At 69.7% G+C, this 15813-nt stretch carries 11 protein-coding genes; 5 read left to right on the top strand and 6 right to left on the bottom strand.

Going from position 1 to position 15813, the window contains the following annotated elements:
* Window positions 1–3: 3 nt before the first annotated feature.
* Entirely contained in the window at window positions 4–2376 is a 2373-nt protein-coding gene (locus LTT66_RS04665) for a serine/threonine-protein kinase (protein WP_233064242.1), read from the top strand.
* Between the two features lie 6 nt (window positions 2377–2382).
* Here LTT66_RS04665 and LTT66_RS04660 read toward each other — a convergent pair whose 3' ends face one another.
* Window positions 2383–2739 carry a DUF1707 SHOCT-like domain-containing protein gene (locus tag LTT66_RS04660; protein ID WP_181724401.1) on the bottom strand — a complete coding sequence of 119 codons (357 nt, stop codon included), beginning with the start codon at window positions 2737–2739 and terminating at the stop codon, window positions 2383–2385.
* 203 nt (window positions 2740–2942) lie between these two features.
* On the opposite strand from LTT66_RS04660, the gene LTT66_RS04655 reads away from it, so the two are divergent.
* The 4 genes from LTT66_RS04655 (at window position 2943) to LTT66_RS04640 (ending at window position 9763) form a co-directional block, all read left to right on the top strand.
* Complete coding sequence (locus LTT66_RS04655) at window positions 2943–3677, top strand: MerR family transcriptional regulator (protein WP_233064240.1); 735 nt, start codon at window positions 2943–2945, stop codon at window positions 3675–3677.
* Window positions 3678–3927: 250 nt separating this feature from the next.
* Window positions 3928–4503: a dihydrofolate reductase family protein gene (locus LTT66_RS04650; protein ID WP_228819808.1), complete on the top strand. Its 576-nt coding sequence runs from the start codon at window positions 3928–3930 to the stop codon at window positions 4501–4503.
* A 106-nt stretch (window positions 4504–4609) separates the two neighbouring features.
* Window positions 4610–7135, top strand: a complete 2526-nt coding sequence (locus LTT66_RS04645) for an ATP-binding protein (protein WP_233064237.1) — start codon at window positions 4610–4612, stop codon at window positions 7133–7135.
* A 78-nt stretch (window positions 7136–7213) separates the two neighbouring features.
* Window positions 7214–9763 carry an ATP-binding protein gene (locus LTT66_RS04640; protein ID WP_233064234.1) on the top strand — a complete coding sequence of 850 codons (2550 nt, stop codon included), beginning with the start codon at window positions 7214–7216 and terminating at the stop codon, window positions 9761–9763.
* Between the two features lie 36 nt (window positions 9764–9799).
* Here the strand turns inward: LTT66_RS04640 and LTT66_RS04635 are convergent, their stop codons facing one another.
* The 5 genes from LTT66_RS04635 to LTT66_RS04615 all read right to left on the bottom strand — a co-directional run bounded on the left by LTT66_RS04635 (window position 9800) and on the right by LTT66_RS04615 (window position 15746).
* A complete protein-coding gene (locus tag LTT66_RS04635; protein ID WP_233064232.1) occupies window positions 9800–10342 on the bottom strand; it encodes a hypothetical protein in 543 nt (180 codons plus the stop codon).
* Window positions 10343–10487: 145 nt separating this feature from the next.
* Window positions 10488–10862, bottom strand: coding sequence for a hypothetical protein (locus LTT66_RS04630; protein WP_233064230.1), 375 nt, complete (start codon window positions 10860–10862; stop codon window positions 10488–10490).
* A 788-nt stretch (window positions 10863–11650) separates the two neighbouring features.
* Entirely contained in the window at window positions 11651–12346 is a 696-nt protein-coding gene (locus tag LTT66_RS04625) for a DUF6008 family protein (RefSeq protein ID WP_332909664.1), read from the bottom strand.
* Between the two features lie 230 nt (window positions 12347–12576).
* A complete protein-coding gene (locus tag LTT66_RS04620; RefSeq protein WP_233064226.1) occupies window positions 12577–13197 on the bottom strand; it encodes a TetR/AcrR family transcriptional regulator in 621 nt (206 codons plus the stop codon).
* Window positions 13198–13277: 80 nt separating this feature from the next.
* Window positions 13278–15746 (bottom strand): phosphoketolase family protein, encoded by a 2469-nt coding sequence (locus LTT66_RS04615; protein ID WP_233064223.1) that lies wholly within the window; start codon window positions 15744–15746, stop codon window positions 13278–13280.
* Window positions 15747–15813: the final 67 nt, after the last annotated feature.

Genomic DNA, 15813 nt, shown 5'->3' with positions numbered 1-15813 from the left:
CGAATGCGCGGCACCGACGTGCCTCGGCGAACTTCCCACCCCTGGGCAACTCGGCACCTGCTCAAAACCGAGGTGCCCCTCCCCAACCCATGGTCGACACCGCGGTACGTCGAGAAACAACGTGCCCTGGCCGTCGACTCGGCTCCCAGCGATGTCGAACCGGCCACCGGCCCGGACATCGCCGGTGAGCACACCATCGGCACCGCCGAGCTGCTGCTCGGCCAACTCGAGTCCGAACCCGGTTCCGGGCGCAGCGCGCGCTCGCGGCCGAGCGTGCGAAGACTGGGCGGCGGTCTGGTGTCCATGCCCAAGGTGAGCCCGCTCGATCCGCGCACCGCGGTCATGCAGAACCCGGAAGTGCCGGAGCACAAACGGTTCTGCTGGAAATGTCAGCAGCCGGTCGGCCGCACCACCGACGCGGGGGCCGGCGCCGTGGAGGGTGAGTGCGGCCGATGCGCCTCGCCGTTCAACTTCCGGCCCTCGCTCCAGCCGGGGGAGATGGTCGCCGACCAGTACGAAGTCCAGGGCTGTCTGGCCCACGGCGGGCTCGGATGGATCTACCTCGCGGTCGACCGCAACGTCAGCGACCGCTGGGTGGTGCTGAAAGGGTTGCAGAACCCGCTGGACTTCGAGGCGCACGTGGTCGCCCTCGCCGAACGCCAATTCCTCTCCGAAGTGGCCTATCCCGGCATCGTCAAGATCCACAACTTCGTCAAGCACCGTTCCGGGCGCGACGTGGCCGACGGCTACATCGTCATGGAGTACGTCGGTGGGCGCTCGCTGAAGAAGATGCTGGATCTGCGTGCACCGGACCGCATTCCGGTCTCCGAGGCGATCGCCTTCATGATGGAGATCCTGCCCGCGCTGGACTATCTGCACTCGTTCGGCCTGGCCTACAACGACCTCAAGCCCGACAACATCATGGTCAGTGAGGACGAGGTCAAGCTGATCGACCTCGGCGCGGTCGCCGCCATGGAGTCCTACGGCAGCATCTACGGCACCCCCGGTTTCCAAGCGCCCGAGATCACCGACACCGGCCCGACGGTCGCCTCGGACATCTACACCGTCGGACGGACGCTGGCCGCCTTGGTGCTGGACATGCCCAAGAACGCCAACGGGCACCAGCTGCCCGGCATCCCCTCGCCGGAGGATCAGCCGCTGCTGCGGGAATATCCTGCGTTGTACCGGCTGCTGTGCCGCGCGACCGATCCGGATCCGCGGCGCCGCTTCCCGACCGCCTACGCGATGTACGGCCAGCTCGCCGGTGTCCTGCGCATGGTGCTCGCCTACGACACCGGTAAGGAACATCCGCAGTCGTCGCTCGAGTTCGGCGCCATGCGCGGAGATTTCGGCATCGAGACGTTGATCGGGCAGACCGACGGTATGACCGACGGACGGCACCGCCTGCCCGCCCTCGACGCGCCCAGCGTGGTCGCGGCCCTGCCGGTTCCGCTGATCGACAGCGAAGATCCGAGCGCCGACCTGCTCTCCACGCTGCTGCACGGCGATCCCAGGCACGCACTGGACGCGCTGCGCCGTACCGCCGACCGGATCGTCTCCGGGACGATCCCGGAGCCGGAGACGTTCGAACTGGAGGGCACGCTGACCGCGGTGCGCGCCCACCTCGACCTGGGCGAAGTGGTGCCCGCTTGCGATCGGCTCGCCGATCTGCGGCCCGACTACGGCACGGACTGGCGCCTCGAGTGGTACTCCGCCGTCGCCGCGCTGCTGGACGGACAGTACGAGCGCGCCTACGAGTACTTCGATCTGGTGCACAGCATGCTGCCCGGCGAGATCGCCCCGGCGCTGGCCCTGGCGGCCACTGCGGAACTCACCCTCCAGTCCCTCGGGGACGCCGCGGGCGAGCACTGGAATCGGCTCGCCGAGGAGTACTACCGCACGGTGTGGCGGACCAACCACGGCGTGGTGAGCGCGGCCTTCGGCTTGGCCCGCAGGCTCGCCGCCGATGGTGGGTTGCTGGAGGCCGTGGAGGTGCTGGATCAGGTGCCGGAGGCGTCGCGGTATCAGAGCGTGGCGCGGATGACCGGATGTCTGCTGCTGGTCTCGCAACCGATTCCGGAGACCACCGAAGCCGACCTGCTCGAGGCGGCGGCGCGACTGGACGCGGCGCCGGACGAACCGCGGGCGCTGCAACTGCAGGTCATCGTGGTGGGCGCGGCGCTGGAGTGGGTACGGGCGGGCGGCCAGGCGGCCGAGCCGGAGGCGACCCTGCTCGGCTTCCCGTTCACGACCATGGGTCTGCAGCGCGGGCTCGAGTCCAGCCTGCGGGCGCTCGCGCGGATCGCCCCGCATCGTCTGCACCGTTACCGGCTGGTCGACCTGGCCAACTACGTGCGGCCGAAGTCGAGGTGGTGACCGGCCTCAGGTGGTGCGCGCGGCCAGCATGAAAAGCGCTGGCGCGGCCAAGATCACCAGCAGCCACAGCCAATTGCCGGTGGTCACCGCGAGCACTACGGAGAAGATCACCGCCGCCCCGGCCAGGACGACCAGACGGGGCAGGGGGTTGACCGGGATGACCTCGGGTGCGGGCGGGGTGCTGCCCGGGAGGTCGGCGAACAGTTCGGCCAGTTGACTCTTGCTGGTCGCGGCGGCGACGACCGCACTGAGTTCGTCGAACTCGGTCAGGCTCAGTCGGCCCGCGCCCAGGTGGTGGGTCAGCTCGCGCATCGCGCGCTCGCGGTCGGCGAGACTGGCCGGAGGGCCCGCGGATTCACCCATGCCGGAAGGATAGGCGCAGCGCCGCAGCGGGGCATCGAGTGGATTTCCAGGGGCGGGAAGGGCCGCAGGCGGGCGCGCCTCGCAGGGCGGATCGCCCGGGCCCCGACTCTGTTTGCCAATTTGTTGCCGGAGACCGGTCGGTCGCCCGGACAATGGCCGTGCACCGGCGGTCGCCCCGTGTTGCGATGTGGTTTCCTTGAGGTATGACTGCGGGTGTGGAGTACACGATCGACGAGCTGGCGCGGGAGGCCGGTACGACCGTGCGCAGCCTGCGCGTTTACCACGAACGCGGTGTGCTGCCGCCCCCGCAGGTCAAGGGCCGTACCGGGTTCTACGGCGCCGACCACCTCAACCGGGTGCGGACCATCAGCAGGTTGCTCGATCGTGGGATCAAGCTCAACGGCATCAAGGAATTGCTCAACGCCTGGGACCGGGGTGACGACCTGGGGGACATCCTCGGTGTGGTCGAGCCCGGCGCGGACGAGACGTTCACCGCCGACGCCGGTGACACCATCGCGGCGACCGAACTCGCCGAGCGTTACAGCGACGTCCCCAACGGTCTGGCGCGGGTCGTCACCGCGGGTCTGTACGAACCCGTCGACGCGGCGAACTATCGGATCGCCGATCCCGGATTGGCGCACAGCCTCGATCGCATGGCGGCCGCGGGCATCCCGGCCGACGAGGCGCTCGGCGAGCTGGAGAAGCTGCGCGCCGACGCGGACCGGATCGCCCGCCGCTACGTGGACCTGTTCCGGCGGACCGCGTGGGCGTCGTTCCAGGATTCCGAGCGTGGCCCGGAGCAGGTCGCCGAACTCGCGCGGCGGCTGGAGGAGACCAGGGCGATCCCGGCCGACTCCGCGGCGGAACTGGTAAACCAGCTGGTCGCAAGGTATCTCGGTCAGGACGCTGAGCTCTCGGAGACTTTGCCGCAGCCCTGATCGGCCGGCGCCGTGCGGTCGGGGCGACCGGAAGTATCTCTGTTTCAGATTCCCATTATTGGTGATACGTAGCAGTAACGTGCCGTTGATCAGCGGTATATTGGTGTCGTCCGCCGCGCGCTCGCAGTTCAGCGAAGGTACCTACGGTCGTCTACTTAAGTATGTCTTGCGGCCACCTACCGATGCGCCGAAGTGTCGCTCACCCCGACAATCTGACTGTCGCACAAGGGCAGCAGATGGGTGTGGGCACATGGGAACCGTGACACTGTGGATGCAGATGTCGCTCGACGGCTTCGCGGAGGGGCCGGATCAGGAAGTCCACTGGCCGGTGGTGGACGAGGAACTGTGCTTGTCGTTCCTGGACGAATTACGCTCGGCCGACCTGTTCCTCTACGGCCGCAAGACCTACGAGATCATGGCGTCGTTCTGGCCGACGGCGGACGTGGACCCGGCGATCTCGGAGTTCTACGTGGATTTCGCGCGGTGCTGGAAACAGACGCCAAAATTGGTCTTCTCCCGCACGCTGGCCACCGCGGGCTGGAACACCCGCGTGGTCAGGGACGATCTCGTCGAGGAGATCACGGCGTTGCGCGCGCAGCCGGACTGCGACATGGTCCTGTTCGGCGGCGCGGAGACGGCATCGGCGTTCATGAAGCACGACCTGATCGATGAGTACCGGTTGTTCGTGCATCCGATCCTGCTCGGCGGCGGGATTCCGCTGTTCCCGACGCCCGCGGTGGTCTCGGGGCTGCAACTGGTCGACGTGATGACCTTCGACAGCGCCGTGGTCCAGATGCACTATCAGCAGATGGCCTCCGCCGGGTAGCAACCCACACGAAAAGGAGCGGGCCGCCCGCAAAAGCAGGGGCTTGACCTCGATGTAACCTCTGATTGCCGAGCGCGTTGCCGCGTCGTCGGCTAACTTTCGTTTTATGTCCCTGGTTCAGGCACGTGGCGACGTGCTGCCTGCATCCACCAGTGAATTCATCGGCCGGGAAACCGAATTGGACCGGCTGGGCGCGCTGCTGGACGGCGACGCCCGCCTGATCACCCTGGTCGGCCCGGGCGGGATCGGCAAGACGCGCCTAGCCGCGGAGGCGCTGCGCCGCGGCGCGCCGGCCCGGCGCAGGCCGGTGTACTGGGCGCGGCTGGCCGCGCTGGAAGCCGACAGCACCGCCACCGCGCAGGATGTGATGCAGTCGGCCGTGCGCACCGACCCGAGTTCGCCACCGACCCGCGCCGCACTGGTACGCACCTTCACCAGCGGTGAGCGTTCCGTCGAGCGCGCGGTCCTGGTGCTGGACAACTGCGAACACCTGCTCGGCGCGGTCGCGGCGATGATCGCCGAGTTGCTCGAGGCCGCACCCGGGCTGACCATCCTGGCCACCAGCCGCGAACCGATCGGCTGGGTCGACGAATACATCCTTGCCGTGCCCCCGCTCTCGCCGCGGCAGTCGCTCGAGCTGTTCCGGCAGCGCGCCGAACTCATCGGACGGGCGATCCCGGACGAGCGCGAGCAGACCGCCGTCGCCGCGCGGATCTGCCGCCGGGTCGACCACAACCCGCTGTTCATCCGGTTGGCCGCGGCGCGCCTGCGGCATCAGCCACCGGTCATGGTGCTGCGCGAACTCAGCGGCGACGCGGACGACAAACGCCTGCACTGGACGCACGGGGCCCGGGCGGGCGCCGAGCAGCGCCACCGCGGTGTCTACGACGTGGTCGCCTGGTCTTTCGCGCTGTGCAGCCCGTCCGAGCAATTGCTGCTGGAACGGCTGTCGGTCTTCGCCGCCGGATACGAGACCGACGACGAGTCGCTACGAGGCGCCATCGAACTCGACGCCGCGATCGCGGTGTGCGCCGACGACATCCTGCCCGCGCGCGAGATCGAACACCTGCTGGAGCGGCTCACCGAACAGTCACTGCTGTCGTCGCATCTCACCGCGACCACGGTCAGCTGGTACCTGGTGGAAAGCGTCCGGGTGTTCGCCCGCGACCGGCTGCGCCGTCGGGACCGCGCGGAATTCGACCGCCTGGCCGCCCGGCACCGCCGGTATTTCCGGGACAAGGTGGTCGCCGGACAGGCCATCTGGCTCGGCCCGCAGGACCGGGCCTGGCTGGCGTGGGCGCGGTCGGCCTGGAACGACATCGTGCTCGGCATCGAATCCGGCTTGGCCGACCCGGCGGAGGCCGTGGTAGCGCTGGAGACCGCCACCGTCCTGCTCTCGATGAAGGTGCCCTACGTCAAGTCCGGCGCCGGCGCTTTGACCCGCTTGACCGAACGCGCCCTGGAAGTCACCCGGGCGGCCGGACTCGGTCCGTCCGAGCTCGCCGATCTCGCCACCGCACTGCTCGGTTGGATCTCGCTGTGGCAAGGCCGCACCGAGCACATACCGCAACTGCTCGCGGACCGCGCCGCCCTCCCCCCGGACGCGGGCCCGCGCTACACCGACATCGATTTCGGGCTGCCCGCCCCGGTGGAGTGGATGTGGGGACTCGAGCTGATGCTCGTGCGTGGCGACTCGCGCGCCATCACCGTCCTCACCCGTGCCCGGCGCAAATTCGCCGAGCAGGGCGATCGCATCGGCGCCGAGCGCAGCGACGTGTTCGTGGCGTTCTGCTCCGCGCTCGTCGGTGACCGGCGGCAGGCGCTGGAGAACACCGCCCGATTCCTGGCGCGGTCGGTGTCGTCCGGATCGACCTTGTCCAGAGCGTGGGCCGAGATCGCGCGCGCGGTGGCGCTGGCCAAGCACGGGTCGGCCGCAGAGGCGCTGACCCTGACCCAGGGCGTCCTCACCCGCCACCGCTGCGAGCAGGACACCTGGACGGCGAGCTGGGCGGTGGGCGCGCACATCGTCGCGCTGGCCCAGGTCGTCGTCGAGCGGGCCGAGGGGGGTGATCGCGCCGCGGCCGCCGACGCCGCGACGGAGATCGCTTACCTGATGGGCGGTTTCAAGACCCGGCAGCGTTCGATGGGCATCGTCGTCGACCGGGTTCCGCTGGTCGCCGCCGAGATCCGCCGCGCCGTCGAGGCCTCCCGCGCGGTGCTCGGCGACCGGGCCTACGCCTCCGCCGAACGCAGGACCCGGCTGCGTCCCGAGCTGGACGCGCTGCTGTGTCCCACCGAGGATCCGGCGTCGGCCGCCCGGAGGCCGGACCGTCCGGTCGCTTCCCGGCCGGTGTCGCGGCGGCCCGGCTCGCGCTGGAGCGATCTGTCGGAGGCCGAACGCGATGTCGCGGTCTTCGCTGCGGCGGGCTGGCCCAACAGCGCGATCGCCGGCGCTCGGCGCAGCTCCGTCCGGACCGTCGACGCCCAGGTCGCCGCCATCCGGCAGAAGCTCATGATCGCTTCCCGCGCCGACATCGCCGTCCACATTCCCGACGAACTCGCCGCTCGAGTCAGGTACGAGTCCGAGCGGCGGCCCAGCCGTCGCCGCCGAGGGGTGACCAGGGATCGGTAGTACTTGCGAACCCTTCAGCCCGGCCGTGCCCACTAGGCTGCCCGAGCGGTGTTTTCCCGGATCGGTAGGTGTGTCGGCATGTCGGAGGTGAACAGTGGTGGCGGCAATGGCCCCGCCGCGCCCGGTGAGTTCGTGGGCAGGCATGCCGAACTACGGCAGATCGATGCCCTGCTGAATTCGTCGAGCGCCCGGCTGATCACCTTGGTCGGGCCCGGCGGCATCGGCAAGACGACGCTGGCGGTCGAAGCCGTGCGGCGGTATCGCGGCGCGGCGCGGCACGCGGTCTACTGGACCCGCCTGGCCCGGCTCGCGGCCGGCGTGGAGACCGGGGCGGTGGCCGAGGAGGTCCTGCTGTCCGTCGCCAAGAACGGCATCGCGGGCCGCTCCGCCTGGGACGGCTTGATGGCGACCTTCACCGAGGGCGCCACCGACGACGAGACCCATCGGACCATCCTGGTGCTGGACAACTGCGAACACGTGCTGGGCGGGGTGGGCCCGCTCATCGTCGGCCTGCTCCAGGCGGTCCCCGGGTTGACCATCGTCACGACCAGCCGGGAGCCGGTCGGCTGGATCGATGAGCACCTGGTGACCGTGCCGCCGCTGTCCAGCGTGCACGCCCTCGAATTGTTCCGGCGGCGAGCCGAGCGCACCGGCAGGCCGATTCCCGAGGACCCAGGGCAGCTCGCCATCGCCACGCGCATCTGCGGGCACGTCGACAACAATCCGCTGTTCATCCGCTTGGCCGCGGCGCGGCTGCTGCACCGGCCGCCCGCGATCGTGTTGCGCGAGCTCTCCGGCGACCTCGATGATCGCCGCCTGCAGTGGACGCACGGCGCCCGGGGCGGCGTCGGGGAACGGCACCGCAGCGTGCGCGACGTGATCGCCTGGTCCTACGGTCTGTGCACCGCGCCGGAACAACTGTTGCTGGACCGCCTGTCGGTGTTCGCCACCGGATGCGATGCCGACGACGGCGAAACCCCTTCCGGCGGAGCCGAACTCGACGCGATCGTGGCGGTCTGCGCGGACGCGGCGCTGCCCGCGGAGGAGATCGGCGGACTACTGGAGCGCCTGGTCGAACGCTCGCTGCTCTCGGCTCACATCACCGCGGCCACGGTCCGCTACTACCTGTTGGAGAGCGTCCGGGTGTTCGTGCGCGACCGCCTGTCCACCCGCGGCGACCACTTGGACCAGGCGCGCCTGCTCGCCCGGCACCGGCGGCACTACCGGGACCGGGTAGCCGCGGGCCCGGCCACCTGGTACGGCCCGCGCGAGCAGGAGTGGATCGCGTGGGCGCGGGCGGCCTGGGACAACATCCTCATCGCCGTGGAGACCAGTCTCGCCGATCCCGAGGAGGCCGTGGTCGGCCTGGAGACCGCCGCGACGCTGATGGCGTTGCGCGTGCCGTTCATCACCGGGTCCAACCGCGCCATCACCAGCCTGACCGAACAGGCGCTGGAAGTCACCGCGCAGGTCGAGCCGCCGCCCACCCGGTTGCGCATCAACGCGACCGCGCTGGTGGGATGGATCGCCATCTGGCAGGGCAGGCACGCTTACACCGCACAATTGCTGGACGAATGCGCCGCGGAGTGCCTGACCGACCCGGCCCTGCGCCGCGGCTGGCGCGACACGACCGCGACCGACGTCGGCCTGCCCGCCGCGGTCGAGTTCACCTGGGGTCTGGAACTGCTGCTGATCCACCTCGACCTACGCGCGGTCGACGTGCTGGCCAGGGCGCGCCGGAAATTCGCGGCATTGGGTGACCGGGCGGGGGAGCAGCGCAGTGAACTGTTCGAGGCGCTCACCTACGCGAACCTGGGCACCGCGGACGTCGCGCTGGGGGCCGCGCGCAGGCACCTGGACCGGGCCGTCGCTTCCGACGCGGGCTGGGCGACCTCATGGGCGGAGCTGGCCTGGATGATCGCGGTATCCCGGCACGGCGATCCGCGGGAGGCGGTGCGACTCGGGCAGTCCACGCTGGAGCGCCTGCTGACCACGGGAGACACCTGGACGGCCGGCTGGGTCGCGCATTTCAGCATGATGGCGTTGACCTACCTGCTGACCGCCCGGATCGAAGCGGGTGACACCGACAGCGCCGAAGCATGCGCCGCCGCCACCGAGATCGCCACTCTGCAAGGCGGAATCGCGACGCTGCACCGCTCGATGGGCATCGTCGCCGACCGCGTGACGCTGGTGGCCCGCGGCACCGCCCAGGCCGTCGCGGCGGTCACCGCGGTCATCGGCGCCGAAGCCCATGCGGCGGCGGTCCAGCGCGGCGCTCGCCTGCGTCCCGAACGCGACGAACTGCAATTGCTGCTACTGGGCAGATTGCCCGCCGACCAGTTGCCGAGCCCCCGGCCGCAGGTCAGGTCGACCGCCTCGCGCTGGGGCGAATTGACGCCCGCCGAACGCGAGGTCGCCGTGCTGGCGGCGGCGGGCTGGGCCAACAGCGCGATCGCCGCGCGCAGGGGAAGTTCGATCCGGACGGTCGACGCCCAAGTCGCGTCCGTGCGCCGGAAGCTGATCGCGGCCACCAGGGCCGATATCAGCTGGCACGTACCGGATCACCTCGGCGAGCGGATCCGGCTGGAGTCCGAGCGAAGGCCGGCGCGAACGCGAACACGCCCGTAACCGTCGCGACGGTTACGGGCGTGTGAGAGCGGTGGATCAGGTCAGGGAGCCGTCGTAGCACAGGCTCGACGACCGCCAGGACCGCTCCGGTCCGGTGCCGGGATCGAAGGCCCACTGGTCGATCGATCCCGCGGCTTTCCACCACACGGAGCCGCGTCCGTCCGAGACCACCTGGTAGACGTCCTCGGAGCCTTCGATGAGCTGGCTTCCGACGCAGTAGTCGTTGTATTCCGTGCCGTACTGGCGTGCGCCGGGGCTGAACAGGCCCGCGGGGTGGGCGTATGCGCCCGGGTTGGGCACGGTGCTGGCCTGCCGCACGGCGTGTCCGCGGTGCCAGTAGGGAGCGCCGATTCCGTCGGTTCCGCAGGCGAAGGTCCAGCCTCCCGCGACGACCGTGGTGCCCTGGCCGTAGGCGCCACCGGCCCAGAGGCAGGCAGCGCCCTGAGCCTCGGCGGTGCCCGCGCCGAGGCTCAGGCCGCCCGCCGCCACCGCTGCCGCCGCCAGCAGGGTGAGCGTCCGTGCCGTGCCGCCGCGCTTGTGACACGCGGTCGTCCGGCGAAGCCCGTTGATCTTGATCATGAGTGTTCTCTTTCGTGCTATCCCGGCCGGAGTGGATTTCCGGGATGGTGATACTTCAAGTAATGTGCCGATAGGTAGCGGTACGATCAGTCCAGGCGGACGTCACGGAAGGTTTCGGGTGCGAGGGAGCGTGCTGGGCCTGTGGTTACTGGCACCAGCTGGCCTGCGGGCGGCAGACGGTGTAGCCGTTGCCGTCCGGGCGGGCCACGCGCGACCAGCTCGAGCCGTTGGAGTTGTCGCTCGTGACGGTGCCCGGCGCGGCCTGGTTCTGCCGCTGGCGGTAGTCGCGGATGGCCTGGTCGGCCTCCTCGGCGTCGAGCCGATCGCTGTTGCGGTGGTGCTGGCCCATGGGGTCGATGTGGTGCCAGCCCGTGGTGTCGCCGGTGCCGTTGCGCGGGTTCGAGGGACCCGAGTGCGACTCCGCACCCGCGATCCCCGCGGCGCCCGCGGTGAGCACGCCGACGATCGCGGCACAGGTGAGCAGTCGCCGAGCGGCGTGGGGGGTGGTCTTGGCGGTCATCGTAAGTCTCCGTTCGGAATTCGCGCTGTGCGTGGCGGCACGGTGCGCGAGGCGGCGGTGCGGCGAACGTCGGTGGTCGGAGTTGCCGCGCAAGGTGGGGGCGGGGGAGGGATCGGGGCGGCATCCGTCGCGGGGGTGTCGTCCGCGGGGCGGTGTCGTTCGGCTCGGTCCCGGTCGTCGGGATGGGAGGAGCCCGGCCTGTCGTATCCGTGGCGGCCCGGGTCTGCGGGGCGCGGTGCCGCGACGGTCGCGTCGGGCCCGGCCAGCGCTTCGGTCGGCGCCGGGGTGTCCGGCGTGGCCGCAATCGCGCTCACGATCAGCGGGCGGACGAGCCAGGTCTGTGTCCGTCGCTGGTGCGGCGTGATGCCGGTCATCGTTCGCGTCCGTTCATCTCGCCACCTCGGGATCGGGGATCGGGCCGGTGAGGTCCGATCGGCGGTTCCCTATCTATCGTGCCGTTGGATAACGTCACATTAATCGACGGGTCGATGTCTTGTCGAGTGCTTTCTCACGCCTGGGAACAGTGAATGGTCTTCCGTCGCGGAGTCGACGTCGTGACCAGCGGTGACGCTCGCGACTCACCACGCGGGCAGCGGAAAACTTTTCGGGCGATCCGGAAGCGGCCCTGCGCATGGTGATTCGAACCCGTACGCGAAGAGGGCGCCCGCCGGGATGGCGGACGCCCTCTTCTTCTCGGATCGCCGCTACGGTCCTGGCCGTAACGGCTTATGTCGTTGTCGGAACGCCCGCACGCCGCTACTGCATGGCGAGCGTGCGGGACGGGTCGATCAGGCTTCGGTGACCGCCGCGTAGGCGGGAGCCACCGGGTCCTTGGCCGCGGTCGCGCGACTCGGCTTCGCGGCCGCGGGGTCGCGGAACGGGGCCTCGATCATCGCGCGCTCGCGCCACAGGTAGTACAGCGCGGCGGCGAAGATGGATGTGCCGATCACGTTGGCCAGGAAGTGCCACCAGATGCGGTAGGTCGCCGCACCGGCTCCGGGGTCGAGCAGGCCGAAGATGGTCGACAGGCCGATCGCCTTGGTGCCGAACGCGACCGTCAGCGTCAGCGCGAGATGCTCGAGCCCGTGGATGCCCTGCATCAGCACGCCCATGCGACCCCACTTGCGTGCCTTGCTCTCCAATGCGTGATGGGTGACCAGGGCGATGCCGACCAGTCCGGCGAGGAAGTGGAAGTTGCCCACCAGGTGCAGCAGTTCCATACCCAGCGCAGGCTTCATGTGGTTGACCTGACCGAAACCGTTGGCCAAGCCGGTGCCCCACGGGGTCATCCACGCCGGTGAGTTCGGATGCTGGATCCAGTACCCGACCTGGGCGACGTGCTCCTGGAAGTGGCCGATCTGGGCGATCACGCCCAGCGCGATCACACCGAGCGCGGTGCGGAACATCCACGGCCGCAATGGTCTACGCAAGGCGACGACCAAGACGCCGACGGCGGCCCACATGACGACCATCCAGGCCACCATCAGTATCGCGCCTAGGATTTCCAACCCGGTTGCTTCGGCTGCATGGTTCATGGGGAACCGCCCTTCTGCGCGCCCTCCGGCAACGGCGACGGATGGGGAGTTGCTACGGAAACGCGTTGCACGCGTTGTCCGCAACATACAAGGTGAGCGGGGTATTTGTCCGAACGTTCCGGATATCCTGGACTTTTCACGATTCGGTGCGCGTCATACCCGATGCGTATCGGATCTGCTCACGCCGGTGCGAGGAACCCCTCGACGATGCGGCGGGCGCGGTCGGCGGCCTCTGTATCGCCGAGCCGCAGCGCGGTATTGGTCGCGCAGAGCACCGCATCGATCTGGAAGGCGGCCAGATCGGCATCCAGCTCGGCGATCTCGCCCGCGGTCGCCGCCGCGCGCAACTCTCGCGCCAGCAGTCGCACCCAGTCCCGCTGATCCCGGAACAGGGCATCGTGCACCGGCCCCGGTTTGCTGTCGTACTCGGCCATGGTCGCGACACGGAAGCATCCACCCGCGAACAGCGGCGTCTCGGCGTAGACCATCCAGTGCTCGATCAGGGCGCGCAGCCGCGCCACCCCGTGCGGTTCGGACCGGGCCGGTTCCACCACGGCCGCCACGAACCGGTCGCGCGCGTGGTCGACCGCGGCCAGTTGCAGCGCTTCCTTCGTGCGGAAGAGAGTCTGGATCCCCGCCTTGCTCAGCCCGGTGTCCGCGGCCAGCCTGCCGAAGCTGAGGCCCTCCAACCCGTTCAGCGAGGCGATGTCGACCGCGTGCCGCAGCACGGTGGCGCGAGTTCGCGCGCCGCGCAGCAGCCGCTTGTCGGTGATCTCGGCGTTTCGCTGGACACCTTCCATACGGTCGATCGTACTTTCCACCCGGCACCTTGCGCCCGACCGGCCGTAGCGGTGACGAGGCCGGCGACCGGGCCGCAGGCTCAGGCGTCCTGGTAGGGCCAGCTCCAATCGGCGACCTCCGGAATGTCCTCGCCGTGTTCCCTGGTCCACGCTCGCGCTGTCCACCGCGCGTCGACCATCTCCTGCCGCAGCCTCGCCGCGCGCTCGCGCAGGCTCGGCACGCGGTCGATCACGTCCATCACCAAGTGGTAGCGGTCCAGATCGTTGAGCATCACCATGTCGAACGGAGTGGTCGTGGTGCCGCGCTCCTTGTAACCGCGCACATGGAGTCCGCCGTGGTTGGCGCGCCGATAGGTCAGGCGGTGGACCAGCCACGGGTAGCCGTGGAAAGCGAAGATCACCGGCCGGTCCCGGGTGAACAGCGTGTCGAACTCGCTGTCGGGCAGCCCGTGCGGATGCTCGTCCCGCGGCTGCAACCGCATCAGGTCGACCACGTTGATCACCCGGACACGCAGATCGGGCAGTCGTTCGCGCAGGATCGCGGCCGCGGCCAGGGTCTCCAACGTGGGTACGTCGCCGGCGCAGGCGAGCACCACGTCCGGTGCGCTGCCCGCTTCGTCCCGGTGACAGGCCCACGGCCAGATGCCGATCCCGCGGGCGCAGTGCTCGGCGGCTTCGGTCACCGACAGCCAGTCGGCCTGCGGCTGCTTGCCCGCGACCACCACGTTCACGTAGTGCCTCGACCGCAGGCAGTGGTCGTAGGTGGACAGCAAGGTGTTGGCGTCCGGCGGCAGGTACACCCGCACGATCGAGGCCTTCTTGTTCATGACCACGTCCAGGAAGCCGGGGTCCTGGTGGGTGAAGCCATTGTGGTCCTGGCGCCAGACGTGGGAGGACAGCAGATAGTTCAGACTGGGAATCGGGCGCCGCCACGGCACCGCCGCACTGGCGTCGAGCCATTTGGCGTGCTGGTTGAACATGGCGTCCACGATGTGGATGAACGCTTCGTAACAGGTGAACACGCCGTGCCTGCCGGTCAGCAGATAGCCCTCGAGCAGCCCCTGGCACATGTGTTCGGACAGCACCTCGATCACCCGGCCCGCGCGGTCGAGTTTCTCGTCTCGGGCGTCGATCTCGGCCTGCCAGTTCCGGCCGGTGACGTCGAGGATGTCCTGGAGCCGGTTGCTGGCCAGTTCGTCGGGCGCGAAGGTGAGGAAGTTGGCCGGATTGTTCCTGGTGACCTCGCGCAACCAGGTGCCGAGCACCCTGGTCGCCTCGTGCCGGGTGGCGCCGGGCGCGGGCACCTCGACGCCGAAATCGCGCCAGTCCGGCAAGCGCAGGTCGCGCACGAGCGTGCCGCCGTTGGCGACCGGATTGGCGCTCATCCGACGATCGCCGTGCGGTACCTGATCGGCCAGTTCCGGCACCGGTCTGCCGCTGTCGTCGAAGAGGTCTTCCGGCCGGTAGGCCCGCATCCACTGCTCCAGCACCGCGCGGTGCTCCGCGTCGGTGCGGGCGCCGGGGAGCGGGACCTGGTGCGCGCGGAAGGTGCCCTCGACCTGGTCACCGTCCACCGTCGGCGGACAGGTCCAGCCCTTGGGCGTGCGCAGCACGATCATCGGCCAGGTGGTCCGCGCCCCGTCGGCGCCGCCGCGTGCGGAGCGCTGGATCCGGCCGATGCGGTCCATGCTCGTGTCCACGGCCGCGGCCATCGCCTGGTGCACCGCCGCGGGGTCGTCGCCCGCGACGACGATCGGCTCGTAGCCGTATCCGCGCAGCAAGGCGAGCAGTTCCGCTTCCGGGATGCGCGCGAGGATGGTCGGGTTGGCGATCTTGTACTCGTTCAGCGCCAGGATCGGCAACACCGCGCCGTCGCGGGCCGGGTTGAGGAACTTGTTCGCATGCCAGCTCGTAGCCAGCGGTCCGGTCTCCGCCTCGCCGTCGCCGATCACGCAGAACACGGTGAGATCGGGGTTGTCCAAGGCGGCGCCGAACGCGTGCAGCAGCGAGTAGCCGAGTTCGCCGCCCTCGTGGAAGGAGCCGGGCGTCTCCGGCGCGCAGTGACTCGGCACCCCGCCGGGGAAGGAGAACTGGTGGAACAGCGCACCCATGCCCGCGGCGTCCTGCGAGATGTGGCTGTAGTACTCGGAGTAGGTGCCCTCCAGCCAGGCGCACGCATTCGGGCCGGGGCCGCCGTGCCCGGGGCCGGCGACGAAGACGGCGTTCAGGCCGCGCTGCCGGATCGCGCGATTGGCGTGCGCCCAGACCAGATTCAGGCCCGGCACCGTGCCGAAGTGTCCGAGCAGCCGTGGCTTGATGTGCTCGGGTCGCAGCGGTTCGCGCAGCAACGGGTTGGCCATCAGGTAGACCTGGCCGACGGCGAGATAGTTGGCCGCGCGCCACCACGCGTCGATCGAAGTCAACTCGTCGCGGGCCAGTGGGCCCGGCACGTCCGCCAGCCGGTAGGGACGCGGGGCGACGGTACGGCCACCGGTACTGCCGACGTTGTCCGCCGAAGTATCGCCGCCTGCACTTGCCATATGGGTCATGCGCGGACTCTCCTCACATTCGGGGCATCGGGGACAGCGGCGTCTCGAGGGACCACTGTCCCGGGGT

Source organism: Nocardia gipuzkoensis (genome assembly GCF_021183645.1).
GTDB classification, from domain to species: domain Bacteria; phylum Actinomycetota; class Actinomycetes; order Mycobacteriales; family Mycobacteriaceae; genus Nocardia; species Nocardia abscessus.
Note: the sequence above shows the minus strand (reverse complement) of the source record. Positions and strands in the feature narration are given on the sequence as shown.